Origin of the sequence: Kushneria phyllosphaerae (assembly GCF_900312995.1) — a bacterium.
Lineage (GTDB): Bacteria > Pseudomonadota > Gammaproteobacteria > Pseudomonadales > Halomonadaceae > Kushneria > Kushneria phyllosphaerae.
The window spans coordinates 781,283-804,144 of the sequence record NZ_ONZI01000001.1 but is presented as its reverse complement, the minus strand read 5'-3'; the positions used below and the strand labels follow the sequence as shown (position 1 = coordinate 804,144).

Annotated in this window: 21 protein-coding genes and 1 pseudogene; 10 read left to right on the top strand and 12 right to left on the bottom strand. The window is 56.2% G+C overall.

Features of this window, described 5'->3' with window-relative positions:
- Nucleotides 1-56: 56 nt before the first annotated feature.
- The 4 genes from trmB to KSP9073_RS03520 are packed head-to-tail and all read right to left on the bottom strand — an operon-like array spanning nucleotide 57 to nucleotide 3,422.
- Nucleotides 57-776 (bottom strand): tRNA (guanosine(46)-N7)-methyltransferase TrmB, encoded by a 720-nt coding sequence (gene trmB, locus KSP9073_RS03535; protein ID WP_108841541.1) that lies wholly within the window; start codon nucleotides 774-776, stop codon nucleotides 57-59.
- Nucleotides 777-818: 42 nt separating this feature from the next.
- Nucleotides 819-1,622 carry a thiazole synthase gene (locus KSP9073_RS03530; RefSeq protein WP_108841540.1) on the bottom strand — a complete coding sequence of 268 codons (804 nt, stop codon included), beginning with the start codon at nucleotides 1,620-1,622 and terminating at the stop codon, nucleotides 819-821.
- A 60-nt stretch (nucleotides 1,623-1,682) separates the two neighbouring features.
- Nucleotides 1,683-1,883: a sulfur carrier protein ThiS gene (gene thiS, locus KSP9073_RS03525; RefSeq protein WP_108841539.1), complete on the bottom strand. Its 201-nt coding sequence runs from the start codon at nucleotides 1,881-1,883 to the stop codon at nucleotides 1,683-1,685.
- A 57-nt stretch (nucleotides 1,884-1,940) separates the two neighbouring features.
- Nucleotides 1,941-3,422 carry an alanine/glycine:cation symporter family protein gene (locus KSP9073_RS03520; RefSeq protein ID WP_108841538.1) on the bottom strand — a complete coding sequence of 494 codons (1,482 nt, stop codon included), beginning with the start codon at nucleotides 3,420-3,422 and terminating at the stop codon, nucleotides 1,941-1,943.
- Between the two features lie 162 nt (nucleotides 3,423-3,584).
- On the opposite strand from KSP9073_RS03520, the gene KSP9073_RS03515 reads away from it, so the two are divergent.
- From KSP9073_RS03515 to KSP9073_RS03490, 6 genes are all read left to right on the top strand, one after another.
- Entirely contained in the window at nucleotides 3,585-3,971 is a 387-nt protein-coding gene (locus tag KSP9073_RS03515; protein ID WP_108841537.1) for a DUF423 domain-containing protein, read from the top strand.
- A gap of 44 nt (nucleotides 3,972-4,015) precedes the next feature.
- Nucleotides 4,016-5,017: an alpha/beta hydrolase gene (locus KSP9073_RS03510; RefSeq protein ID WP_108841536.1), complete on the top strand. Its 1,002-nt coding sequence runs from the start codon at nucleotides 4,016-4,018 to the stop codon at nucleotides 5,015-5,017.
- Nucleotides 5,014-5,535, top strand: a complete 522-nt coding sequence (locus KSP9073_RS03505) for a hypothetical protein (protein WP_108841535.1) — start codon at nucleotides 5,014-5,016, stop codon at nucleotides 5,533-5,535. The genes KSP9073_RS03510 and KSP9073_RS03505 overlap by 4 nt, the downstream gene beginning before the upstream one ends.
- A 51-nt stretch (nucleotides 5,536-5,586) precedes the next feature.
- The gene (locus tag KSP9073_RS03500; RefSeq protein WP_108841534.1) at nucleotides 5,587-6,675 is read left to right on the top strand and encodes an aminotransferase class I/II-fold pyridoxal phosphate-dependent enzyme; all 1,089 of its coding nucleotides are present in this window, start codon (nucleotides 5,587-5,589) and stop codon (nucleotides 6,673-6,675) included.
- Nucleotides 6,676-6,927: 252 nt separating this feature from the next.
- Entirely contained in the window at nucleotides 6,928-7,956 is a 1,029-nt protein-coding gene (locus KSP9073_RS03495) for a lipopolysaccharide kinase InaA family protein (protein WP_108841533.1), read from the top strand.
- A gap of 83 nt (nucleotides 7,957-8,039) precedes the next feature.
- Complete coding sequence (locus KSP9073_RS03490; RefSeq protein ID WP_108841532.1) at nucleotides 8,040-9,152, top strand: sulfite oxidase; 1,113 nt, start codon at nucleotides 8,040-8,042, stop codon at nucleotides 9,150-9,152.
- On the opposite strand, the gene KSP9073_RS03485 is transcribed toward KSP9073_RS03490, so the two are convergent.
- The 3 genes from KSP9073_RS03485 to treA form a co-directional block, all read right to left on the bottom strand.
- On the bottom strand, nucleotides 9,139-10,026 hold the full coding sequence (locus tag KSP9073_RS03485; protein WP_108841531.1) for a carbon-nitrogen hydrolase family protein: 888 nt from the start codon (nucleotides 10,024-10,026) through the stop codon (nucleotides 9,139-9,141). The two genes, KSP9073_RS03490 and KSP9073_RS03485, sit on opposite strands and share 14 nt — an antisense overlap.
- A 57-nt stretch (nucleotides 10,027-10,083) precedes the next feature.
- Nucleotides 10,084-10,671, bottom strand: a complete 588-nt coding sequence (locus KSP9073_RS03480; protein ID WP_108841530.1) for a GNAT family N-acetyltransferase — start codon at nucleotides 10,669-10,671, stop codon at nucleotides 10,084-10,086.
- A 141-nt stretch (nucleotides 10,672-10,812) separates the two neighbouring features.
- A complete protein-coding gene (gene treA / locus KSP9073_RS03475) occupies nucleotides 10,813-12,456 on the bottom strand; it encodes an alpha,alpha-trehalase TreA (RefSeq protein ID WP_108842024.1) in 1,644 nt (547 codons plus the stop codon).
- A gap of 271 nt (nucleotides 12,457-12,727) precedes the next feature.
- Between treA and KSP9073_RS03470 the strand changes: the two genes are divergently transcribed.
- Both KSP9073_RS03470 and KSP9073_RS03465 read left to right on the top strand, forming a co-directional pair.
- Nucleotides 12,728-13,912, top strand: a complete 1,185-nt coding sequence (locus tag KSP9073_RS03470) for an S-(hydroxymethyl)glutathione dehydrogenase/class III alcohol dehydrogenase (protein ID WP_108841529.1) — start codon at nucleotides 12,728-12,730, stop codon at nucleotides 13,910-13,912.
- A gap of 250 nt (nucleotides 13,913-14,162) precedes the next feature.
- Nucleotides 14,163-14,507 (top strand): hypothetical protein, encoded by a 345-nt coding sequence (locus KSP9073_RS03465; protein ID WP_133240977.1) that lies wholly within the window; start codon nucleotides 14,163-14,165, stop codon nucleotides 14,505-14,507.
- A 33-nt stretch (nucleotides 14,508-14,540) separates the two neighbouring features.
- Here the strand turns inward: KSP9073_RS03465 and KSP9073_RS03460 are convergent.
- Nucleotides 14,541-15,038: pseudogene (locus KSP9073_RS03460) on the bottom strand (magnesium chelatase subunit ChlI family protein); the annotation flags it as partial.
- A gap of 512 nt (nucleotides 15,039-15,550) precedes the next feature.
- Between KSP9073_RS03460 and KSP9073_RS03455 the strand changes: the two are divergent.
- Both KSP9073_RS03455 and KSP9073_RS03450 read left to right on the top strand, forming a co-directional pair.
- Nucleotides 15,551-16,342, top strand: a complete 792-nt coding sequence (locus tag KSP9073_RS03455) for a hypothetical protein (RefSeq protein WP_108841527.1) — start codon at nucleotides 15,551-15,553, stop codon at nucleotides 16,340-16,342.
- A 1-nt stretch (nucleotide 16,343) separates the two neighbouring features.
- The gene (locus KSP9073_RS03450) at nucleotides 16,344-16,919 is read left to right on the top strand and encodes a hypothetical protein (RefSeq protein WP_108841526.1); all 576 of its coding nucleotides are present in this window, start codon (nucleotides 16,344-16,346) and stop codon (nucleotides 16,917-16,919) included.
- Between the two features lie 711 nt (nucleotides 16,920-17,630).
- Here KSP9073_RS03450 and KSP9073_RS03445 read toward each other — a convergent pair.
- The 4 genes from KSP9073_RS03445 to KSP9073_RS03430 all read right to left on the bottom strand — a co-directional run bounded on the left by KSP9073_RS03445 (nucleotide 17,631) and on the right by KSP9073_RS03430 (nucleotide 22,858).
- Complete coding sequence (locus KSP9073_RS03445) at nucleotides 17,631-19,793, bottom strand: tape measure protein (RefSeq protein WP_108841525.1); 2,163 nt, start codon at nucleotides 19,791-19,793, stop codon at nucleotides 17,631-17,633.
- 18 nt (nucleotides 19,794-19,811) lie between these two features.
- Complete coding sequence (locus tag KSP9073_RS03440; protein WP_108841524.1) at nucleotides 19,812-21,305, bottom strand: phage terminase large subunit family protein; 1,494 nt, start codon at nucleotides 21,303-21,305, stop codon at nucleotides 19,812-19,814.
- Between the two features lie 193 nt (nucleotides 21,306-21,498).
- Complete coding sequence (locus KSP9073_RS03435; protein WP_108841523.1) at nucleotides 21,499-22,509, bottom strand: major capsid protein; 1,011 nt, start codon at nucleotides 22,507-22,509, stop codon at nucleotides 21,499-21,501.
- 31 nt (nucleotides 22,510-22,540) lie between these two features.
- Nucleotides 22,541-22,858 (bottom strand): CBS domain-containing protein, encoded by a 318-nt coding sequence (locus KSP9073_RS03430; protein WP_108841522.1) that lies wholly within the window; start codon nucleotides 22,856-22,858, stop codon nucleotides 22,541-22,543.
- Nucleotides 22,859-22,862 lie beyond the last annotated feature (4 nt).

The following is a 22,862-nucleotide window of genomic DNA, read 5'->3' as shown; positions in this document are numbered from 1 at the left end:
GTCATGAAGACCTTCCGAGATCCAACTCCTGAACACCGCACGTGATGCTGGCTGGATCAGTCACTGCGCTGATAGATCAGATCCCACACGCCATGACCCAGCCGCTCACCGCGGGTTTCAAACTTGGTCAGGGGACGAAAGTCCGGGCGCGGAACGTAATCTCCTTCAGGTGCCAGCGTCACGAACCCGGGCGCCTCGTTCATGGTCTCGACCATGTATTCAGCGTAGGGCTGCCAGTCGGTCGCCATGTGGAAGCGGCCTTGCGGCTCGAGCACGCGACGCACCCGCTCAATGAAGGCCGGCTGCAGGATTCGACGCTTGTGATGGCGCTTTTTGGGCCAGGGATCGGGAAAGAAGAGCTGCAGCGTGTTGACCGATTCGGCCGGCAGGCAGTCATCAAGCACCTTGAGCGCGTCCTCGCGATACACCCGAACGTTGGACAATCCTGCCTTGTCGACATCATCAAGCAGCTTGCCCACCCCCGGTGGATGAACCTCGATGCCGATAAAGTCGGTGTCCGGGTTGGCCATGGCCTGCTCAAGCAGCGAGCTCCCCATGCCAAAGCCGATCTCGACCACACACGGTGCCCGGCGCCCGAACAGCGCTTCCAGATCCAGCCGCCCGTGGGCGAGGGTCAGTCCCAGGCGCGGAAAGACCTTTTCCAGACCGCGACGCTGGGCCAGGGTCATGCGCCCGCTGCGAACCACATAACTCTTGATGCCGCGATGCGGCGTGTCTTCGCCGGACTCGGGAGCCGGCGCTGTGTCTTCTGTCATCACAAATATCGTCAAAAACGGTGGAACGGGTCATGCCCCGGATCAGCCGGTGATCAGGCCTTCCGTGGGCGATGAAGGGCTGGCGGCATAGGTCTTTCTGCCCATGCGTTCGGCCAGGCGGGCTTCACGCCCGGCTTCAACGGCCTTTTTCATGGCACTGGCCATCAGGATCGGCTGACGGGCGTGGGCGATGGCCGAGTTGACCAGCACCCCGTCGCAGCCAAGTTCCATGGCCATGGCCGCATCGGACGGCGTGCCAATACCGGCATCGACCAGCACCGGTACACGGGCGTTGTCGATGATCAGTGACAGGGCGTGCGGATTGAGCAGGCCGTGGCCGGAACCGATCAGCGAGCCCAGCGGCATGACCGCACAGCAGCCGATCGACTCAAGCTCGGCGGCCACGATCGGATCATCACTGGTATACACCATGACATCAAAGCCATCCTCGACGAGCGTACGCGCCGCGCTGAGGGTCTCCATCACATTGGGATAGAGCGTATGGTCGTTGCCCAGCACCTCCAGCTTGACGAGGTTGTGCCCATCAAGCAGCTCGCGGGCGAGCTGACAGGTGCGTACTGCGTCACGCGCGTTATAGCAGCCGGCCGTGTTGGGCAGGATGGTATAGCGTTCGGGAGAGATGACGTCGAGCAGGTTGGGCTCATCCGGATTCTGCCCGATGTTGGAGCGGCGCACGGCCACCGTCACGATTTCAGCGCCGCTGGCCGCAACGGCCGCGCCCGTTTCTTCAAGGTCACGATACTTGCCGGTACCGACCAGCAAGCGCGAGGTAAAGGTTCGCCCGGCAATGTGCAGGGGGGTATCCCACCGGGAATCAATGCTCATGATGTTCTCCTCGGACCCGACTGGCGGGGTTCTGATGCGATCGCCACTGGCACCGGGGTATCAGCCGCCGCCAATGGCATGAACAATCTCGACGCGATCGCCCTCATTGAGGGTCGTTGTCGCATGGCGGGTGCGCGGCACAATGGATTCGTTGACTTCCACGGCAATACGCCGACCGGTCAGCGAAAGCATGGCGATCAGGTCAGCCACATTGCTGACCTGATCGACCCGGCGCGTTTCTCCGTTGATGTATAGCTGCATGTCACATCCTGCACTGGTCTCGGGATGTGCATTATAACGCTGGAGTCCGGAGGGCTCCTACCGCGTCACGGTTTCGCTGGAAGACGTCCATACACCGCTGGAAAGCTGCTCGGGATTCTTGAGGACAGTGGGATCGAAGACCGGCTCCCGCACACCATCACGACGCTGACGCTCATAGTCCTTCAGTACACGCAGGGCCACGGGCGCCAACAGCAGAATGGCAATCAGGTTGGTGGTCGCCATCAACCCCATCGCAAAGTCGGCAAAGGCCCAGACGAAATCAAGCTCCGCCACGGCACCCAGCATGACCATGACCAGCACAGCGATACGCAGTGCCTGAATGGCACCCTTGCTGCGCCGACCGAACAGATACCCCATGTTGATCTCGCCGTAGGCGTAATTACCAACGATCGAGGTAAAGGCGAACAGCAAAATGGCCAGCGCAATGAACCAGGTGCCAAACACGCCCAGATGATCGCTCATGGCATCCTGAGTGAGCTGAATGCCCTGGATATCGACGCCCGGCGAGCTGGCCAGCAGAGTGTCATAGACCCCGGAAAGCAGAATCACCACGGCGGTGCAGGTGCAAATGATCAGGGTATCGCATACCACGCCAAAGGACTGGACCAGCCCCTGGGCCGCCGGATGCTTGACCGTTGCCGTGGCGGCAGCGTTGGGCGCCGAGCCCATGCCGGCCTCGTTGGAGAACAGTCCGCGCTTGATGCCGTTTTCCATTGCCGTCTTGATGGCATAGCCCGCCGCGCCACCGACTGCAGGTCCGAAACCAAAGGCGCTCTTGACGATCAGCGCCAGCATTGACGGCACCTCACCGATGTTGACGATCAGGATGTAGAGCGCGACCAGCAGATAGGCCACGGCCATGACCGGTACAATCTTCTCGGCAGTGCGTGCCACCGACTTGATGCCGCCATAGATGATCAGGGCCGTCATGGCCACCAGTACGATCCCGGTAATCCAGGTCGGGACAGCAAAGGCACTATCGATGGCCTGGGCGATGGTATTGGACTGGGCACCATTGAAGGCCAGGCCGTAGGCAATGATCAAAAAGACCGCAAACAGGCAGCCCATCCAGCGCTGCCCCAGACCACGTTCCATGTAATAGGCCGGTCCACCTCGGAAGGCACCGTCCTCATGCTTGACCTTGTAGACCTGGGCGAGCGTGGATTCGATAAAGGCGGTGGCCAGCCCGACCAGTGCCGTCATCCACATCCAGAAGATGGCGCCCGGCCCCCCGACCCAGAGGGCGATGGCCACACCGGCGAGGTTACCCGTTCCCACCCTGGACGCCAGCGAGGTCGCAAAGGCCTGAAAGGCACTGATGCCATCACCCGAACCGCGACCGCCAAAGGTCACACGCGCCATGTGACCCATCAGACGAAACTGCATGAACTTCGTCAGCAGCGTAAAGGCCACACCGGCGCCCAAAAGCAGATAGACCAGAATATAAGTCCAGATAAAACTGCTGATGGGGTCGGTAATGGCAAGAATGCCGTTTTCGATGGTATTGATGAATTCCATGGGTTATCCCCCGCCATGCCCTGCTCTCAAGAAGGCATTACGCTTGTGGTGTATTGTTGGTCGAAGCCACCGGCCCGCCCACGGCACCTGGTGGCTCGGGCGCGTGCGTGCGACCATACACGCATTCAAGGGCGAATGCCCGATTCTATAGGAGTATACCGGATGCCATCGCGCCTTCTCTGGCTGGTTGCGGCCCTGTCGGGACTGGGCGTCGTGGTGCTGGGCGCCTGGGGCGCCCATGGTCTGGCCGACCAGCTGGACGCCCGCGCGCTCAACGCCTGGCACACCGGTGTACGCTACCAGGCATGGCATACGCTGGCCTTCATGATGATCCTGATCTGGCGTGAGGTCGTGGCCCTCAAGGGGCAGCGTCTCGTGCTGATGCTCTGGGGGACAGGTGTTGTGCTGTTTAGCGGCTCGCTGTATCTGCTGGCACTGGGCGGCCCTGCCCTGCTGGGGCCAATCACGCCGTTGGGAGGCCTTGCAATGATGGCCGGCTGGGTCATGCTGGCCGTCACTGCCTTGCGCCGACGCCCCGAGCCCTCATAATCATCATGGGCTGCGCGACCGGCGTGGCGTGAACACGAGCGTTCATGACAATGTCCTTACCCGATTTTTCCGAGCTACTGGAGGCCGGCCCGCTGGCCCCTCTGTCCCTGCCGCCCATCGGTGTGATGGACCAGTATTTTCGCCATTACGGACTGGACACGCTGATCACAACGGTCAGTGACATCGAGTCAGGACATGTGCAGGTCGGAGAGTTTCGTCTCTGGACCCAGGTCTGGACGCCGCGCATCGCACTACGCGGCACGATCATGGTCGTACACGGCTATTTCGATCATCTGGGCCTTTATGGCCATCTGCTGCAACTCTTGCTGGACAGCGGATTTCGTGTCGTGCTCTGGGATCTACCGGGACACGGCCTTTCCAGCGGCGAGCGTGCCGCCATTGATGACTTCGCCACCTACACCCGGTGTCTGCGGACGCTGCTGGCTCAGCTGGGTGACAAGGGCCTTTTGCACATGCCGCTGATCGGCATCGGTCAGAGCACCGGTGCCGCCATCCTGGCCACCGATGCACTGGAACGCCCTGACCGTCATCCCTGGCAGGCGCTGGCGCTGCTGGCGCCGCTGGTGCGCCCCTGCAAATGGCAGCGTTCGCGTGTGATGCACCGCCTGGCCACGCCCTTTATCCGCAGCATTCCGCGCCATTACCGTCCCAATACGACCAATCTCGACTTTACGGCGTTTTTGCATCAAAGAGATCCACTGCAGGCCGACACCCTGCCGCTGGTCTGGGTCGCGGCCATGCGCGACTGGATGGTCCATGTCCGAGGGCTGCCCCCCTGTACGCTGCCGGTGCTGATATTGCAGGGGCAACAGGATGGCACCGTGGACTGGCAGTGGAACCTCAAGGTGCTGCGTCGGCTGCTGCCGGCGGCCCGAATCGTTTATCATCCAGACGCCCGACATCATCTGGTCAACGAATCACCGGATATTCGCCAGGCCCTTTTCAGGGATCTGCACCATTTTCTGATCACACAGACCGAAGGCCCATGCACTGCCACTGCCGATATGCCCGGACCGCCGTCATGATGCGATGGATTTCCGTGGCGCTTTTGACCCTGCTGATGGCAGGCTGCGCCGGAATGGACAGCGATGCTGCCCGTCATCGTACGCCCCTTGAAAATCTGGGCCAGACGGCGGCGGTCGACGTACTAAAGGCCCCGCCCTGGCCGGATGGCACGGACAGTCGCGTCCTTCTTGTCACACCGGTCAGGGCCGATGCCGACTTTGGGGCCCGGGCGGATGCCCGCTTCAATGACGCCCTGACGCGTCGACTGCTCAGCGCCCGGCAGGCGCCGCAGGTACTGTCCGTGAGCGAGGCTCCGGCGCAGTCCGATGCACCTGCCAATCAATGGCGACTTTCCTCACGCCTGCAGGCACCGCTGGGAGCCATCACTCTGTCGGATCGAAAGCTCTATCCCTATACACTGACGTTGACGCTCAGGCGCGGCGATAGTGATGATATCTGGTGGCAAAAGGAGATCGACGGTGCCCTTGATGCGCTGGGCCTGCCCCTGTCGGAAGCTGCCATGACGCCGACGCCCTGATCGTCTTTCACCGGCCTGATTTCCTACATTCATGACGTGGAGTGTGTTTTCGTGCGTGCATCTCATCTTGATCGCGAAGGGCCGACCAATCCCTTCCCGGGACGTCAGGCACTGGAGCGACGTCTGGGGCATGCGCTGCCTCATCAGCTGGGCTCCAACGAAGGTCTGGACATGCCGCATCGCGCGCTGACCGAGGCGCTGGGCGCACCGGTGGCAGAGCTGGCACGCGCCTACGGTGATGCCCAGGCCTTTGAACTGCGCCAGCAACTGGCCCAACATTTGGGCACCTCACGTGACACCCTGCTGGTGGATGCCGGCGCTGACAGCCTGATCGCCCTGGCCCTGCGCGCCCTGTGCGATACCGGCTCGACCGTGATCACCAGTGCCGGCACCTACCCCACCTTTCGCTACTTTGCCGAGGGCCACGGCTGTCGTCTGGTCGAGGTGGCCTATCAGCAGGCCCCCGGTCGACTGGCGCCCGATGTTGACGCCCTGGTTCAGGCCGCCTGGCTGCATCACGCAAGGCTTGTCTATCTGGCCAACCCGGACAACCCCGGCGGTCACTGTCTGAACGCCACTGATATCGCCTGTCTCGTCGACAATCTGCCGCCGACCTGCCATCTCCTGCTGGATGAGGCCTATCACGAATTTCGCCCCGATCAGGGCGACAACACGCCTTTAACGGGTGTCGTGCGCCTTCGCACCTTCTCCAAGGCTCACGGGCTGGCCGGTCTTCGCATCGGTTACGCCATCGCTGCCCCCGAGCTGCTGGAAGTGATGTACAAGGTGCGCATCCATTACGCCGTCTCCTCGGTGGCGCAGGCGGCCGCAGCCCTGGTGCTGACCCACATTGAGGAGGTTGAGCGCCACGTCCGAAGCGTGATTGAACGACGCGAGCAACTGGCCGCGCAGCTTCAGGCATGGGGCGCCGAGGTGTTGCCCTCGGCCACCAACTTCGTGGCCATCCGCATGTGCAATGCCGAAAGCGCCCTTGAAGCACAGCAGGCACTGCTGGCAGACGGCGTCATTATTCACCGCCCGCCGCACCCGGCGCTGGGCGACATTTTGCGCATTTCGGCCGTCGAAGATGCTCTGGTGCCTGGTCGCCTGAGTGCCCTGCAAAACGCCCTTCAGCGCTGACGCTTCTTCCCTGCATGCCCGGCCCTGTCCAAGGTGGCAGGGCTGTCTTTTTTACGCGCCTCCCCTTCATTGCCGTGCCGATCATGGCACTATCATTGAATTGTTAAGATCATGTTAAATGGTTCTGGACATAAGCGAACAGCGTTCTTATATTGCAGTAAAGGTTTAGCCTGTTAACGAAATCGTGATCTCAATGCCGTGACACAGTGCTTGATCCCATCGCCTGCCTAGGATCTGTACCGGTACTTCATCATGACTATTTCCGAGCGCCAGCGCCGCCTGGGACGTCCCGACGTCCTTCAACGCCACTTTCATGGCCCCATCCGCTTTCCCGGTTCCGACTGGCAGTGGTGGCTGGCCAATGACAATGCCGCCTGTGACGCTGCCGAGCGCATGGACCGGCATCTGCGCGCGGCAGACACGAAGACCGTGACCACCCTGCGCGAGCGCAAGGGACGCAGCATCTTTCGCATCCATTCCGACCGGGGGGACTTCTTTGCCAAGGAAATTTCCCTGAGGCCGTCGCGAAAGTATTTTGGCGCCTTTTTTGGCGTCCAGAACCGGCTTTTCGGCTACGACCACGGCAGTGCCGAAGTCGACAATACGCTGACGCTCAATGACCGGACTCACCAGGGTCACGACATCCTGTGTCTGGGTGAGCGTTTGCGGGCCGGCCTGCCAACGCGTCAGCTTTTGATTCAGCCCTGGCTCGACGGCTGGATCAACCTTGGGGAGGCCTTCCAGGTGGCCGACGAGCACGGGCGCCGTTCGCTTTTGTATCGCATGGAAGCCCTGCTCAAGGCCATGCATGACGCCCGGATCTGCCATCTGGACATTAATAATGGCAACCTGATGGTATCGACGCAGGATGCCAAAGCGCCTCTGCGCGCCATCGACTGCGCCAAAATGGAGACGAAGGTCACCCAGCCGGCCGTGTCCACGGCGCTTCAGATCGGCAAGATGCTGCGTGAACTCTACGGTCGTGATGAAGCAGACCTCGCCACACGCTATGCCCAGGCACGCGCCATGCAGCGCCGTATTGCCGGTGAGGACGGTGTAAACGAGGCCACTGATACCCTGCTGGCCCTGTCCCTGCGCTACCGACTGAGCAAGAGCCTGTCCCGTCGAAAGCTGGTCACCGCCCCTTTCGTCAATATTGATGGCCCGGCGCTGGAAAAGTGCGTGCGCGCCTCAAAAAAGAATGCGGACGTACCCGCCATTGTCTGGGCGCAGGACCACCCGGTCATGGCAGATGAAGTGCCGGCCTATTCCGGCCACTGATGCTTATGGCCGGCCTGACCTGGCGCTAAAAGCCGCTACGCTCTAGAGAGTTGCCATCACTGGTCTGTCTGGAGCGCCCTGTCATGAGTCACCACCCCGGTATTTTCAAGCCACTGCCTGCCAGGTATTTCTGCCATCCCGAAGAAGGGGGGGCCACCAACGTCGAGACACGCCTGTCCCGACTGCCGGGCTATCTCACCCCCAACCGTCAGTTCTTTGTGCGCAGCCATTTCGATATCCCGGAGCTTGAGGCCGCTGACTGGCGGCTGACGCTGACCGGAGATGCCCTGTCACGCGAACACTCTCTGCGTCTTGCCGATCTCGAACGACTCCCGCGCGTCAGTGTCATCCGCGCCATCGAATGTGCCGGCAATGCGCGCGCCTGCTTTGCCCGCGACTTTGGCACGGCCGCCGAAGGCGCCCAGTGGGGCCAGGGCGCGGTCGGGGTGGCGGAATGGAGCGGCGTGCGTCTGCGCGACGTGCTGGCCCTGGCAGGCCTTGAAGACGGCGCCTTTCATGTCCTGCCGGAAGGGCTCGACAGCGGCCGCTTTGCCCGTCCGCTGCCAATCGACAAGGCGCTCGCCGATGACACGATCGTGGCGCTGGCCATGAACGGCGAACCGCTACCGATCGACCACGGATTTCCGGCGCGACTGGTCGTCTCCGGCTGGCTGGGCGCGGCCAGTGTCAAATGGCTGGGTCGCCTTGAGGTGTCGCGTGACGCGCTCAACACGTACTGGAACACGCAGGACTACACCCTGGCAGGCCCGGACTACCCGGCCGAAGGCGAGGCCGACGGTATACCCATCACCACCATGCCGGTCATGAGCCTGGTGGACCTTGAAGACGATGCCCGACTCGGCGCCGGAGACACGATTCTGCGTGGGCGCGCCCTGTCGGGCGAAGGGCAGATCACCGCGGTGGAATGCCGTCTTGATGACGGCGCGTGGCAGAACGCCACCCTGCACACCCCCAACATCGCCGGCGCCTGGGTCTGCTGGTCGCTGACCTGCCAGCTCGACGCCGGCCATCATGTTCTGCAGGTACGCGCCCGTGACGACCGCGGCCATGAACAGCCGGACAGCATGATCTGGAACGATCATGGCTGTCTCTATAACGCCGTCACGCGGGTCACGTTTTATGCCGATGATCGTGAAGCCGACTGCCAGCCACAGGAACGGCTCACTTCTCTATGACATACATCCGCGCGGGGTCGAACTGCTCCGGCCAGTCGCGGCGCAGCAGCACCTGGCCGTCGTCGCGCAGGGCGGCGATGGCAGAAAGGTCCAGCTCCACATGTAGCCAAGAGCTGCGATCGATCGTGATGTGCTCGCTTTGCGCCACTACACCACTGGACGGCATGCCGATATCGGCCGGTACATAGAGCCCGGCACGCCCGTAGTTGTAATCCAGTGCCTGCGACCAGGCCGCCTCGCCTACCGTGGGCGATACGGCCACGGCAATCTGGTTTTCCAGCGCCCTGGCCCGCGCGCCGGTACGTACCCGGTAATAACCGGATTCGGTATCGGTGCAGCTCGGTGAGACGATCAGGTCCACGCCCTGCTCGGCCAGTAAGCGCGCGGCCATGGGAAACTCGTTGTCGTAGCAGATCAGAATGCCAAGCTTGCCAAGCGCCGTATCAAACACCTGCAGGCCGCTGCCGCCTTCAATGCCCCAGTGCTCGCGCTCAAAGCGCGTCATGATCAGCTTGTCCTGGGTGCCGACCAGACCACTGGGACCAAACATCCAGGCACGGTTGCGATAGACGCCGTCATCATCCAGCACTGGTGCGCTGCCCGGCACCAGATAGACCCCGAAACGCTTCGCCAGCGCTTCACACTGTTCCAGCCAGGCCGGCAGCATCGACTGCAGGGCCGCAATGGAGGCGTGCAGATCACCGCGCACGTCCGTCGGCATCTGGCCGGTCATGACCAGGCTTGAATATTCCGGCATGACCAGAAGCTCTGCACCGCGGCGGGCCGCCTGCTCAATGAGTGACTCAAGATGCTCTCGGTAGTCGTGTGGCTGTTCAAACAGCTCGATGGCGTACTGACACAGGGCCAGATGCATGGGCACTCCTTGATAAAAAGGGAAATCGGGGCGGACGCCCCGGAGGTCGCGGTGGCGTCAGTCGAGCGTCTTGAGCCAGAAACGAAGCGTCTTGTGGTCCGGCGTCGCAGCGTCAATGTCCTGCCACTCATAGCGGGCGTAGAGTTCGGGACGGTGTGTATAACCGCGCCGCTGCCAGAAAGCGTCCAGCGGCTGGTAATCCGTCGGGCGCAGCGGATGGTCGTCGGGGCGTTCTACCGCGCAAAAGGCCGTATAACGAACGCCGACAAGCGCTCTGGCATGCGCCTCGCGGGCCTCGAAAAAGCGTACGCCCAGCCCCTGGCCGCGATACTCGGGCAGCAAAATGGATTCGCCGAAATAGCAGACGGTCTCGACCTCAATGCCCTGTTCGATAAAGGGACGCCTGAACGCCTCATCCTCATGGGCCAGCGGCAGGGCCGTGCTCATCCCCACGACCTGCTCACCGTCGAGCACCAACACACAGAGACTGTCATCGCTTTGGACGTAGGTTTCCAGATAGTCACGCTCGTAGTCGAGCGAGCCATCATAGAGATAGGGGAACTCACGAAAGACCCGGATGCGCAGCGTCGCCAGCGCGTCAAGCCACTGCCGAATCTGCGCGCCCTGAAGAGAAATCAGCTGCATCAAAGCACTCCCGCACCATATCAACGAACCGCTCAGGATAGCCTAACCATGATGGCGATGCTGCCCTGAACCGGCGCCTGTCTGTTCACAGGCGCCGGGGGCTGAAGGAGGCAGGAGGGTGTGGATAACCCAGGGCGCGACTCAGGGCGTGCGCGCCTGCTCGGGGTAGCGCGCCATCAGATCCAGCAGCACGCCGTTGGTCCAGCCAAAGCCGTCGACGACCTCATACTCGCCGCCACCGCCCACGCCGGGATTTTCCACGTTGTATTTTTCCACCAGCTTGCCGGTCTGGTCATAAACGCGCTGATTGGTGTCGATCCAGCGCCGGGCGATGGTGCCGGCCAGGCGCGTCTGGCCATAGCGGGACAGCCCTTCCACCGCCAGCCACTGTAGCGGCGCCCATCCGTTGGGCGCGTCCCACTGCTCCCCGGTATGGCGATTGGTGGTGACCAGGCCGCCGGGCCTCAAAAGCTCGCGTTCAATGGCACCGGCCGTGGCATCGGCACGGCCCTGATCGGCCACCCCGAAGGTCAGCGGGTAGACCGTGGCGGCGGAGACCACCTGGCTCAGGTGCTGATCACGCCAGTTGTAGTCGGTATAAAGGCCGCGCTCGGCATCCCAGAAGACCCGATTGATCGCCTCGCGACGCGTTTCGGCCAGCTTATCGAACTGCTCGGCGCGCGCCTGGTTGCCTTCAAGCTGCCAGGCGTGGGCCAGCGTTTTTTCCAGATGGAACAGGAGGGCATTGAGATCCACCGGCAGAAAGTCCCGAGTGGCAATGGTGGTCTGTTGGCTACCGTCACGCATCCAGCGTGAGCTGAAATCCCAGCCGCTTTCGGCAGCGGCGCGCAGATCGCCATACACTTCCGCGGCCGGTCGATTGGAGGCCTTTTCCGCCAGCGCAATTTCCCCGGCATACGATTCCGGACGCGGCGTGTTTTCACTGCCGTGGTAGCGGTTGAGCAGCGTGCCGTCTTCCAGTCTGACCACGTGTTCGCTGGCCTGGCCCGGGGCCAGAGACTCGGCGCCACGCATCCAGTAGTCATGTTCCCGCGAAAGTTCGGGCAAATAGCGCTGATAGACCTTGTCACCGTCATGCTCGGCCAGCAGTCCGACCATCGAGGCAAAAAACGGCGGCTGACTGCGGGTCAGAAAATAGGTGCGGGTGCCGTTGGGGATAAAGCCGTACTGATCGATCAGCCAGGCGAAGTTGTCCACCATGTCACGCACCAGATCATAGCGGTCACTGTGGGCCAGCCCCAGCATGGTAAAAAAGCTGTCCCAGTAGAACATCTCGTTGAAGCGACCGCCCGGCACCACATAGTGGTGTGGCAACACCACCAGACTGCTCCACTGCCCCTCATCGGTGGCGGCAGGGTCTCGCGTCAGATAGGGCCAGAGGTGCTTGATGTGCTCATCGATGGGCGTGTCAGCATCCTCGGACAGGCGCGAGGCATTTTCAGGCGGCTCGTTGAAGTTGTCGTTGACGAAGGTTTCAAGCGCTGCCCGGGAGAGCGGCCCGCTGGCAGTGCGCGTCTGATAGTCCGCCACTATCAGGCTCGGATCACGACGGGGAATCAGATCCACTACCGTTTTTTCATCCTCGTACAAGTCCGCTCTGGAGATGGCCTCCATGACCGGCCCCCAGGCGCGGTCAGGGGATTGCGCCGAGGTTTTGGGATCACTGCCCGCACCGCCACTGCTGGCACAGCCTGCCAGCGCCCATGCCAGCATCAGTCCTGTCAGAAGACGGCCTGTTGCCCTTCTTGATGCGCTTCCCTGCATGATCATTCTCCCATCCCTGTTCTATGGCCGCCTGTGAACGTCCCGGTAACATCGACTTCCATATTAGCGTGCGCCTATCAAAGTGCGATGCGCCATTGGGTGTAGCTCCAGGGGCATCCCAAAGGACTCAACAGGAAAACCGATGAACGAATTGCACCCACTATTGTTATGTTATAACGTTTTATTTAAGAGACGGTACATGACTACACCGTATTGTCTCATCACAAGCCCCAAGGGTAGCGATTGCCCTGCCATCCTTTCTGGAGAGTTCATGAAAACGCGCGCTGCCATTGCCTGGGAACCGAACCGCCCACTGGAAATCGAGGAGATTGATCTGGAAGGCCCGAAGGCCGGTGAGGTGCTGGTCCGCATCGTCACTACCAGCCTGTGCCATACCGACATGTTTACCCTCTCCGGACGCGACCCCGAAGGGATATTCCCCTGTGTGCTCGGTCATGAAGGCGTAGGGATCGTCGAGGAGATCGGCAAGGGGGTCACTTCGGTCAAACCGGGCGATCACATCATTCCGCTCTATACCCCGGAAGACCCCAACTGCCCCTACATCCAGTCAGGCAGAACCAACCTGTGCCAGACCATTCGCAAGACCCAGGGGCAGGGCCTGATGCCGGATGGCACCAGTCGTTTCTCCTACAAGGGCAAGACCATTCGTCACTACATGGGCACCAGTACCTTCAGCGAGTACACCGTGCTGCCGGAGATTGCAGTGGCGAAAATCAATCCGGAAGCGCCGCTGGCGAAGGCCTGCGTCATGGGCTGTGCTGTGCCCACCGGTATTGGTGCCGTGCGCAATACTGCGAAGGTACAGCCCGGGGACACCGTCGCCGTATTCGGTCTTGGCGCGGTGGGCATGGCAGTGATTCAAGGGGCAAGACTGCAGGGCGCCGGACGAATTATCGGCATTGACGTCAACCCGGCCAAGTTTGCGCTCGCCGAGTCATTGGGGGCCACCGAGTGCCTCAACCCGAACGATCATCCCGAGCCACTGCATGAAGTGATTATCGACATGACCAGCGGCGGCGTGGAGTTCTCTTTTGAGTGCGTCGGTAATGTCACGCTGATGCGCGCCGCGCTCGAATGCTGCCACAAGGGCTGGGGTGAGAGCATCATCATCGGCGTGGCCGGGGCCGGTGAGGAAATTTCGACCCGTCCATTCCAGCTGGTCACCGGGCGTGTCTGGCGCGGCAGCGCCTTTGGCGGCGTGCTGGGCCGCTCGGAGCTTCCGGGCATGGTCGATGAGTGGCTGTCCGGCCGCTTCGATGTCGATCCCTACATCACACACAACATGACGCATGATCAGCTCAACACGGCATTTGACCTGCTCCATCGCGGCGAGGCCATTCGCTCGGTGATCCACTACCAGCCACAGGAGACGATGAGAGGCGATCTTCCCGGTATCACGCTTGGCGAGTCAATCAAGACGCCAGAGCCTGCCTGACCTGCAAGAATCTCAGACCGGAACCGCCCCAAAAACACAGTGGGGCGGTTTTTTTATGCCCGACATGGTCGCTCATGAAGCCCTGACCTACTGCCCGCCGGGCACCTGAGGCACCGCTGAACCGTCCTGATCCGTCACCCCTTTAATGTAAAGTTACGTGTACATAATGCCGATAACAGTAAGCAGACCAGCGCCACCGGTCTTGAAATGATCACGCTTTTTCCCACGGGCCAACATTATGAAACCGAGCATGACAACCCTATGGGCCGGCGCCCTTCTGCTAATGACATCACTCAATGTCGTGGCACAGGGCTATATCAGCGACGAATTCAACACCCCCGGCAGCCAGGCAGTCGCCATCTATACCTGTGCGGTGACCGGCGCCGAAAAGGGGTTTGAACCCGAGGCGTTCAACATTCTGCAATCGGCCTTCAAACAGAGAGGCGCCCACATGAAGGGACGCCAGGCAGCGAATCTGAAGGCGGATGCCTACCGCTGGTATGAAAGTGAGCAGGGTCGCTTTGACTTTGACAGCTACTGGCACGGCCAGTGTGCACCGGTTTTTGCCCGCATGGAACGCGCCATCAACGCCTGATACCGCCCGGTATCAGGCAGTATCGTCTCTGCCCTATACGCCTCGCCCCATCATCCGATCCAGCTGGCGATAGCCGATTGCCTCCATCAGCGCGCCCTTCTCGACTTTTGCCTCACCGTTTAAATCCGCAATGGTGCGCGCGACCTTGAGCACGCGGTGATAGGCCCGCGCCGAGAGATTCAGCCGTGCCAGCACCCCGGAGAGCCAGGCCCGTTCGTCATCGCCCAGTGCGCAGGCGGTTTCCAGTTCGCTGGTGGAGAGATGGGCGTTGAGGCCACCGCGGGCATATTGGATCTTTCGCGCGGCCATTACACGTGCGCGCACGGTCTCGGAATTCTCGCCCTGCGTTTTGGCAGTGAGCTGTTCGGCGGGCAGCGCCGGTACTTCGATCTGTAGATCAATGCGGTCCAAAAGCGGACCGGACAGACGCGCCTGATAGCGTTGAATCTGATTGGGGGTACAGCTGCACTGCTGGCGCGGGTCACCCAGATGGCCGCAGGGGCACGGGTTCATGGCGGCCACGAGCTGAAAGCATGTCAAGCAATGATGAACCACAAAATTTCTACTGAATTTCTAAAGGTTCATCAGACCTTGCCGATATGACAATGGATAGGATGGTGAGGGCGAGCCTATCAGCGCGGTTCCTTGGTTACCTCCCTCACCGATGCCCGGTCACGTTCACTCGTGCCGGGTTTTTTATTGCCCTTCCAGTCCAATTTTCATAGCATCAAATACTGTTCATTTATACAGTAATCGACCTATGGCAACTCCCCACACTAACCCCATGTATCAAGAAAAAATCAGGGCATGGAAACAGAAGCTGATCCAGAAAGGCTGGATAGATGGCTATGAGACTCCACCACCTGATAATCTCCTAATTGAGTACCATTGCGTATGGCTCAAGAATCGAATATTCAGCGGTCGCTGTAGGCTCTCAGATTGGCCTGTAGCAGACGAACAGAGACAAGGTAGCCATAGGTATCTGATGACTGGCTGGAAGCGCTCAGAAGTCATTGAGAGGCTATGGAGAAGGGCAGAAAGACATGAAGGCTAAAACGGCCAAGAAGAGAATAGAAAGAGCTTTAAAGAAGTCTTGCCCTGATCGTATCAAAATTACAGGGAAAGAAGATTGCTATAGCGTTTATATAAATAATGATGACGGCTCAGAAAATCTTCTTGTTAAAAGAGTCAAGGGTGATAACTTACTTTGCAAAGAATGGTTCGAAGAAGAAAGGGTATTCACGAGAGAAAGCCATATAGCGATCAGTAAAACTACATATAGAAACTATGAGGTAGTGCATCACTACAAAGGCGCTGTCTTATTTCATAACGGCTTAGAAAACTTCAGCTACTCAAATAGCTTAAAGAAAAGAGTGCTTGTAAATAAGAGCATCTTAGCCCGTGCCTTTAGGCAGTACCTATTCAACAAGCGTGACATATTAGTTGAAGACAGAGTCAATATACTTAGAACCCTTGTTGACATGTATCTGGAGAACACTAAAGATGTATTTTCCTATACGTATAGAAGCACATCATTCGATGCTGGGACTTATTTAACACGTAAGAATGGTCAACTCTGGTACAGACACCCTAACTCTAGATATGAGCATATCAGGGTAAAACTTATACTTGACTCTTTAAGTGAAACAGGGGACTTGAACAAAACAAAAGACGGTTACAGCATAACTCCAAAAGCGTTGAAAACACTTTCGGACTACGATGAAGAGGAAAGAAAGCACAGAAGCCTATTGACACCGCAGGTAATAACAGCAGCATTAACATTCGTGGTGGCTTGCGGTACGGTCGCTCAGGCATACATAGCTTATTGGAAATAGCATGAACTGGTCAGTCTTTGCAATACTCACAAGCCCTATCATCACTATTGTTGCAGGCTTTTTCATTTTTGAAAGGCAACAAAGGTGGACAAAAAAAATTGAGATTTATGAAGAAACAACAGAACTTCTAGGCAAAATAGCTAAGAAAAATCAAGACAACGAAGCGGACATTCGAGAATTAGTCTCAAAGGAAGACTATTCGTTCATGTCTAATGAACTGAGATTGATACAAGATGAAATAGACAGATTTAAGACAAGAGCCCCTATCTATAAGATATTCATAAGCAAAGATAGTTACTTGCTTATCGAAGAAATTTTTTCGAAATCGAAGACGTACTCAGAAGAAATTCAAAAAGTATTAAAAAACGATGAAGACAAATACCTCAGTGCAAAAGAAAAATTAAAAGCTGCCAACTCAAAAATGAACGACTTCAATCAATATTTATCATCGTCGGAGAACCTTTTGAGAGCACGTATAGAACTTGATACGAACATTATGGCTCGGATATCTTTAATTCCTTCCAAGGTTATAATCAAAAAGAATACTTTACTGGGCAAAAAAACTGTCTTGAAGTAGCTACAGTATTTGTCGGGCACTACCCCTAATAAAACATTCTAAAAACGCTCACAATCATAACTATTGGTTATCAACAGCTGACGATAACCATTCACATTTACTCTCAAGCATATATAGAGAATCATCAATATCTTATTGTGTTAGTATCCACTCACATTATTGTATTCCTATGCTCTCGAAAGTGTGACATTACTTGCTGATTAGATACCTAATGCTGACTACAGATAATGCTTCTTATGTTAAATGCATAATTTCTTATGGTACTTTGCACCAAATTGGGTCGTTTCAACACCCTAAATCAGCCTTGCCAGCACCCTGAATCGACCATTTCAGCACCTCATTCTGACTATCTCAGCATGTAATTCAGTAGTCATACACTATCAATTCACCTTCCATCCTCTCCCCTACCGATACATCACTATCAAATATCTGTTAGTAACTCTGTGAATATCTGGTAGTTCAAAGTTATCAGGATGGCGTGGATAATTGATTCTGATTACTATGGGGGCTTGTTGTTTGATTAACCCATGTAAAGATTCATAGATTCATAAAAAAGGCCGCCCGGAGGCAGCCTTGAAGTAGCTTATCGATGGATCACTTCCACCACACTTGATCTACATGAGTTCTCAATGTGAATAGAGTTACCAACGTGCTTATCAGCGATAGGTGCTTGGAACAACAGTGTGACCATGAGAACGAAAGCACCATAGGTCACCGTTCCGTCTCCGGCTCATTCAAGGATGCACTGGCAAACACTCCTTGAAGCCTGTTTTCAATCTCCCAGCCAACCTCTTTGGCATTCATACCTTCACCAGAGATATTGAAAGTGACACCATCAATGGTGTGTCTCACTGAATGGTCATAGTGGTGTGTGCTGTTGTCCGTGTTCGATGTTCTGTTGTCATCCTGCTGGTTCATGTAGGAGTTGGTAATAGACTCTCTTCCCATCCTATCCAGTGTGTCCAGTGCAGGTAGTTGAACACCAGCATCAATCCCCATGTACTTCTGTGCTGTCAGTTGAACGTTGGTGTCATTGGCATCAAAGCCCAGCCAGCTCTTTGTGTCCTGATAGATGCTTTTGATCTTGGTAGCAGGATTGAACCCTGTGACCTTCTCGATCAGTGCTGACAGGTTGTCATAAAGCTGCTGAACACTTGTCACGACAGGATGAATGGCATTGGTCAGTGTCCCGAAAATCTTGTCGCCAAGGGAAGCATTGGACTTCCATAGGGCAAAGATATTCTTGGTGGCTGTCAGCCAGCTATCCCATACCTCCATCATGTCCTGTACGGGTGTGTACAGTTGATTAATGGTGCCAAGGACAGACTTGATAGCCTCTTTGTTAGCCAGATAGAAGGTGCCAATTGTGTTGGCAAGCTTACCCATACGATCAATGGCAGGGATGATTGCACCATCAGCAATGCTCCCAAAGGCATCTCCCAAAGCCTTGAGTGCTGGCCCTGCTTCCGCTGTCGTCTCCCTGAGTTCGGTCAAGATGCGGGAATAGCCTTTATCAAGACCTGATTCATTGAGAACGATATTGGAAAGGGTCCGCTGTGTTGTCAGTCGGTTTTCTTTGGCTCTGGTGCTTTGTGTGGCCTGTTGCAGTGCTCCACCTTCACGAGACTGCTGGGACCAGAGTGCAGCCAGACGAGGAAGCAAGCGGGTAGCCTGAACATTACCCTTTTGAAGCTCATCCTGTAGCTTTTGGACGTTGGCCGTGCCGTCCTTGTTCACATATCCAAGTGCTCTGGCAGCATCACCAACAGCACCGGGAATGGCTTCAGCAAGCTGGCCTTTGAGTTCTTCACTCATGACCTGCCCTTTACTCGCCATCTGTCCCAAGGCCCGTACAGCGTTGGACATGGTGGCAGAATCGACACCTAGAACAGTCCCTCTCTCCTGAATCGCCGTGAATAGCTGTTTGGTGTAATCAGCGTTCTGGGTACTGGCTGCCAGCTTGGTGTAGTTCTCAAGAGCACTCGACAGGTCCGTGCCAATTCTTACGGATTCCCCAACTACAAATTGTCTGTCCCGTTCTCCTGTCTCGCGGCTACCTGTAACGGCTGTGAGAGCATTGCCGCTACTTTGCCAATTTTGATATCCCTTTGAAGAGCGCTGAACACGATCCTTTGCCATACCCACACCAAGAGCGGCACCGATACCAGCCAGCCCACCAACAGAGAACCTGCCAAGCATTGCCATACCACCAGCACTACCAGAAGCGGCTTTAGGAGTTCGTGTGAGGCTTGATCCAGTGAACCTGTCCTGAGCTACTGCTGCTCCATTTATACGGCCCTGTAAGCTCCTGTAATCGCTTTGCAGCTTGTTCAGGAGTCTGCTTGAGCGCTCCATGCCGAGATGCCCTTCTCTACGGGCAGAATTGACACGGTAGTAAGCGCCCCTCAGTTCATTCAGTCTGGCGCTATTACGATCAAAGCGTTTGGATAGCTGCTCAAAGTCCCTTACAGCTTTGTTGGCACCAGAGTGTGTGCGCTCATACTGTAGCTGCCTGTACTTCTGGGCCAGTTCACCAAGGAGCCTTTTGGACCTTTCAACGGACATGTCACCAGAGTGCCGGGCATCATTGACCCGCTGGTAATCCTTTCTGACTTGTTGTAGTGCACCAGAATTTTTATCAAGTCTCTTTTCAATGGCAGTGAGGCCAGTGACAGTCTTTTTCTGCTGGTCGTTGCTCTTTCGTTGTGTCTTTATCTGTCGTGCTAGTTTGCTTTCACTTTGACTGATGGAGCGAGAGACACCATTAAGGCGCTTTTCCACATCACCAAGCACATTTTCAAACTTTCTGAGACCTTTCAGGTCTACCCTAAAGCTGAAGTCAGCAAATAGTTCTGTTATGCCTTTACCGGCCATAGTTATTATCCTTTATTGTTATATGAGTGTTGTTCCCGTCATCCTTCTTGCATTCGAAAGATTGTCTGTAGGTATTCTGATAGTCGGGACAAGTGATTTAGATGAGAGTGTGGTGTAGGCATCAGCGATAGCATCAATGATGTCATCGTGGTAACCATTACTTTTGGCACCATCGAAGTTTTCAATCTCGGCATAGTCCTGTTCCGAAAATGTGCCTTTGACTACATGCACCTTTCCCTCTTGGAGAGCTAACAGGAAGGGTTCAGCACGTTTCATCTTGGATTGTCTGGCGCTGCTCAATACCACCTTGTGACCAAGCTTCATGAGTCTGGCTTTCTTCTGGTCTGCTACGGTCTTCCCGGCACTGCCAGAGTCAACGGGAATGGAGACATAGACCTCACGGCCATCCTGCTTGGCAGCCTTTTCTATGGCGTCCTGCACCAGTGCTGATCGATCCCTGATGCTATCCATGCCCATGATGTAGAAAGAGCCATCAGCCTTGTCATAAGTGGCTTTAACGCCTCTCGTCCAGTCAGGGTCTGGGTTCACTTCAGAAGGTTTGGTAGCAGCCAAGTCCCAAGCACGTACAGTGGGAAGGCCCAGCGGGACATCTGAGAGTGGACATTCCTTGAACATCTCCCGTTTGGCATATCCGCTGTTTTCTTCTGCTACGTACCAGTTACCTAAAAGGTTCTTTTCTCGGTCTATACGCTTTTGGTTCTCAAGGTTATGCACGTACTTAGGCTGATTCTTCAGTAGCCAAGGGTTATCGTAAATGTTTGCCGAATAGAAAACGAAACGTAGAGCAAAACCAGCAACCTCAGAGCCAAACTGTTCTGTTATTTCATTCCTGTCCTTGAAGAATTGAAACTCACCGCCAATCTGAATCATCCAAACCTTTTGACCATCCATATCAGGATTGGGAAGACCAGACTCCAATAGATAGCCACCACGAGTGAGCCAGTCACACAAGAAGGAATTACGATCAGGGTTACAGGTCAGCATGAGTTGGTGCTTTCTTTTACTCTTGCTTCGCATCCTTGTGATCAGGTGCCAGACATCATCGACCTTAGTGAATTGAGCCTCATCAACAAAACCGTGTGTTATTTGGAAACCATAAAAGTCTTGTTGATTATCCAAAAGATGGTGACATTTAATTTCAGCACCGGAAGGGAAAGACCAGTTCATTTCCAGTCCATTACTTCTGACACCATACCGGGTGAACAGTTTGTTCCCTGTAGACCAGAGTGAACCAGCACCTTTGATCATTTTCTGGGAATACATTGTGATTACTGCTGAATAGTCTTTATCAAACATCCCAGCATTGAACATTTTCAGGAGGGTCATTTGGGATTTACCACTACCCTTGGCACCACCAAAAACAATGATGTCTGACTCATTATCCTGCATGAATGCTTCTTGCTTTTGGGATAAAGGGGAGTGAATTACAACGTCTTCAAGTTCTTCCTGTGTCAGGTGAAACTGATAATTTCTTTTTGCTTGCCGTGCCATATTTTTTTATCCTTATATATCTAACTGTGCGCCTTCCTCAGCGCTCTTCCCGGTTAATTCGACCACTTGGCAGGGGTAATCTGGAAAAGCTCTCAGGGAGGCTGTGTGAGCGATTTACGAGGGGTAATAAAAAACCCTGCCTGCGAGGAACAGACAGGGCGAAACGAAACAGAGTCCGGCCAAGTGACTCGTGTTAGGCGGAAGCGCCCAAGGTGACATCTACAACAGCGCCGTACTGTTCAGCGATGGGGAGAATGTTCATTTCAGATTCAACCTGAACATAACGGTCATGCTCATCACGGAATGAGCGGGCAAACCGACGAGCACCACCAGCGCCAAGACCTGTCAGGGTGCTTTCAGGACCAAAGAAGCAGCGGCCCAGAGTGGTACGTGGGAACAGGACACCAGCATCTGATGCCAGTAGCTCTACCGGCTCACCATCGTTCGGGCTGAAGGTGTCTTCATACATGATGATGTTGAGATTGCCCCAAGAGAGCATCTGGTAGTGCTGCCCTACTGTACCCAGCTCATTACGCAGCGGGTTACTTGCGCTGTTGCTGTATTGGTAGGCCGCCAGAAGGTCCGGCTCTTTCAGAATCTGTTCAAAGAGTTCAGGACCAGCCAGCATGATGTAGCCTGAAGTCATCCCGCCATTGCGTAGGCCATTCTTTGCCTTGCGCTGTGCTGATCGAATACCAGTGAGCATGTCACCAGTTGCCAGCGCTTCTGTCTCACGCTGTACGCCAAATTCATCAGCCATATCGACAGTGCCAAAATTGGTAGTGGCATAGCGGCCCTGAATGGTCATGGCGGCTTTCAGGTATTCTTCTGTCACGTCATGATTCTGGGACTGCTGTTCGAGTTCTTCAGCCACTGCCTGAGCGATGGTCATTTCAGTATCACTGCCAAACTGACGGACACCTGCCAGACGTTCACGGCCAATGGTGCGCTCAATTGGATAGTGTGGGACTTCCATCAGGTGACGCCCATAAGGACGTTCTTCAGTGCTGTTTTTCTGTGCCACGTTGCGGCGCTTGTCTTCCAGAATGTGGAAGCTGTTATCACGAACATCGAACACCACAACATCGTTCCCCACCATGGAATCACGGTAAAGACCGAGAGCGCCCATTAGACCGGGCTGATTTGGGATACGTTGAATTGATTGTGTCTGATCGACAATCTGATTGTTATTGAATAGTGCCATTATAATTATGTTCCCTGTAGTTATTATTGGATTACTTGTTTACGACTACGATATTGAGTTCAGCCAATTCAGCATTAGCGATATCAGTATCTAGGCCGTTGTAGTTAAGAGCCTTGGCATTAACAGTTGTGGGATTACCACGAACCATGATCCGGGCAACTTGTGTGTCTGTGCCCACGTCTTCAGCTAGGATTCCACGGGCAGCACCATCAGCGTCAGTGACGATGGTTCCCGATGGCAGGGCTTCCGTGAAGGTACGTTGAACCTGATCAAAAGGCAGGTGGTAAACACCGCCAATATTAACGATGAACCCTTCTCTTGGGACGATGTTATCTGCAAACTTTGGCATTAAT

Excerpts from the sequence above, each read along its gene's own strand:
- KSP9073_RS03515 (WP_108841537.1), top strand. The coding sequence starts at position 3,585 with ATGCCATCGCGCCTTCTCTGGCTGGTTGCGGCCCTGTCGGGACTGGGC.
- KSP9073_RS03485 (WP_108841531.1), bottom strand. The coding sequence starts at position 10,026 with ATGCATCTGGCCCTGTGTCAGTACGCCATCGAGCTGTTTGAACAGCCA.
- thiS (WP_108841539.1), bottom strand. The coding sequence starts at position 1,883 with ATGCAGCTATACATCAACGGAGAAACGCGCCGGGTCGATCAGGTCAGC.
- KSP9073_RS03520 (WP_108841538.1), bottom strand. The coding sequence starts at position 3,422 with ATGGAATTCATCAATACCATCGAAAACGGCATTCTTGCCATTACCGAC.
- KSP9073_RS03430 (WP_108841522.1), bottom strand. The coding sequence starts at position 22,858 with ATGCCAAAGTTTGCAGATAACATCGTCCCAAGAGAAGGGTTCATCGTT.
- KSP9073_RS03490 (WP_108841532.1), top strand. The coding sequence starts at position 8,040 with ATGAGTCACCACCCCGGTATTTTCAAGCCACTGCCTGCCAGGTATTTC.
- KSP9073_RS03495 (WP_108841533.1), top strand. The coding sequence starts at position 6,928 with ATGACTATTTCCGAGCGCCAGCGCCGCCTGGGACGTCCCGACGTCCTT.
- KSP9073_RS03465 (WP_133240977.1), top strand. The coding sequence starts at position 14,163 with ATGACAACCCTATGGGCCGGCGCCCTTCTGCTAATGACATCACTCAAT.
- KSP9073_RS03440 (WP_108841524.1), bottom strand. The coding sequence starts at position 21,305 with ATGGCACGGCAAGCAAAAAGAAATTATCAGTTTCACCTGACACAGGAA.
- KSP9073_RS03455 (WP_108841527.1), top strand. The coding sequence starts at position 15,551 with ATGAAGGCTAAAACGGCCAAGAAGAGAATAGAAAGAGCTTTAAAGAAG.
- KSP9073_RS03530 (WP_108841540.1), bottom strand. The coding sequence starts at position 1,622 with ATGAGCATTGATTCCCGGTGGGATACCCCCCTGCACATTGCCGGGCGA.
- KSP9073_RS03480 (WP_108841530.1), bottom strand. The coding sequence starts at position 10,671 with ATGCAGCTGATTTCTCTTCAGGGCGCGCAGATTCGGCAGTGGCTTGAC.
- KSP9073_RS03435 (WP_108841523.1), bottom strand. The coding sequence starts at position 22,509 with ATGGCACTATTCAATAACAATCAGATTGTCGATCAGACACAATCAATT.
- KSP9073_RS03450 (WP_108841526.1), top strand. The coding sequence starts at position 16,344 with ATGAACTGGTCAGTCTTTGCAATACTCACAAGCCCTATCATCACTATT.
- KSP9073_RS03470 (WP_108841529.1), top strand. The coding sequence starts at position 12,728 with ATGAAAACGCGCGCTGCCATTGCCTGGGAACCGAACCGCCCACTGGAA.
- trmB (WP_108841541.1), bottom strand. The coding sequence starts at position 776 with ATGACAGAAGACACAGCGCCGGCTCCCGAGTCCGGCGAAGACACGCCG.
- KSP9073_RS03445 (WP_108841525.1), bottom strand. The coding sequence starts at position 19,793 with ATGGCCGGTAAAGGCATAACAGAACTATTTGCTGACTTCAGCTTTAGG.
- KSP9073_RS03505 (WP_108841535.1), top strand. The coding sequence starts at position 5,014 with ATGATGCGATGGATTTCCGTGGCGCTTTTGACCCTGCTGATGGCAGGC.
- KSP9073_RS03510 (WP_108841536.1), top strand. The coding sequence starts at position 4,016 with ATGACAATGTCCTTACCCGATTTTTCCGAGCTACTGGAGGCCGGCCCG.
- treA (WP_108842024.1), bottom strand. The coding sequence starts at position 12,456 with ATGCAGGGAAGCGCATCAAGAAGGGCAACAGGCCGTCTTCTGACAGGA.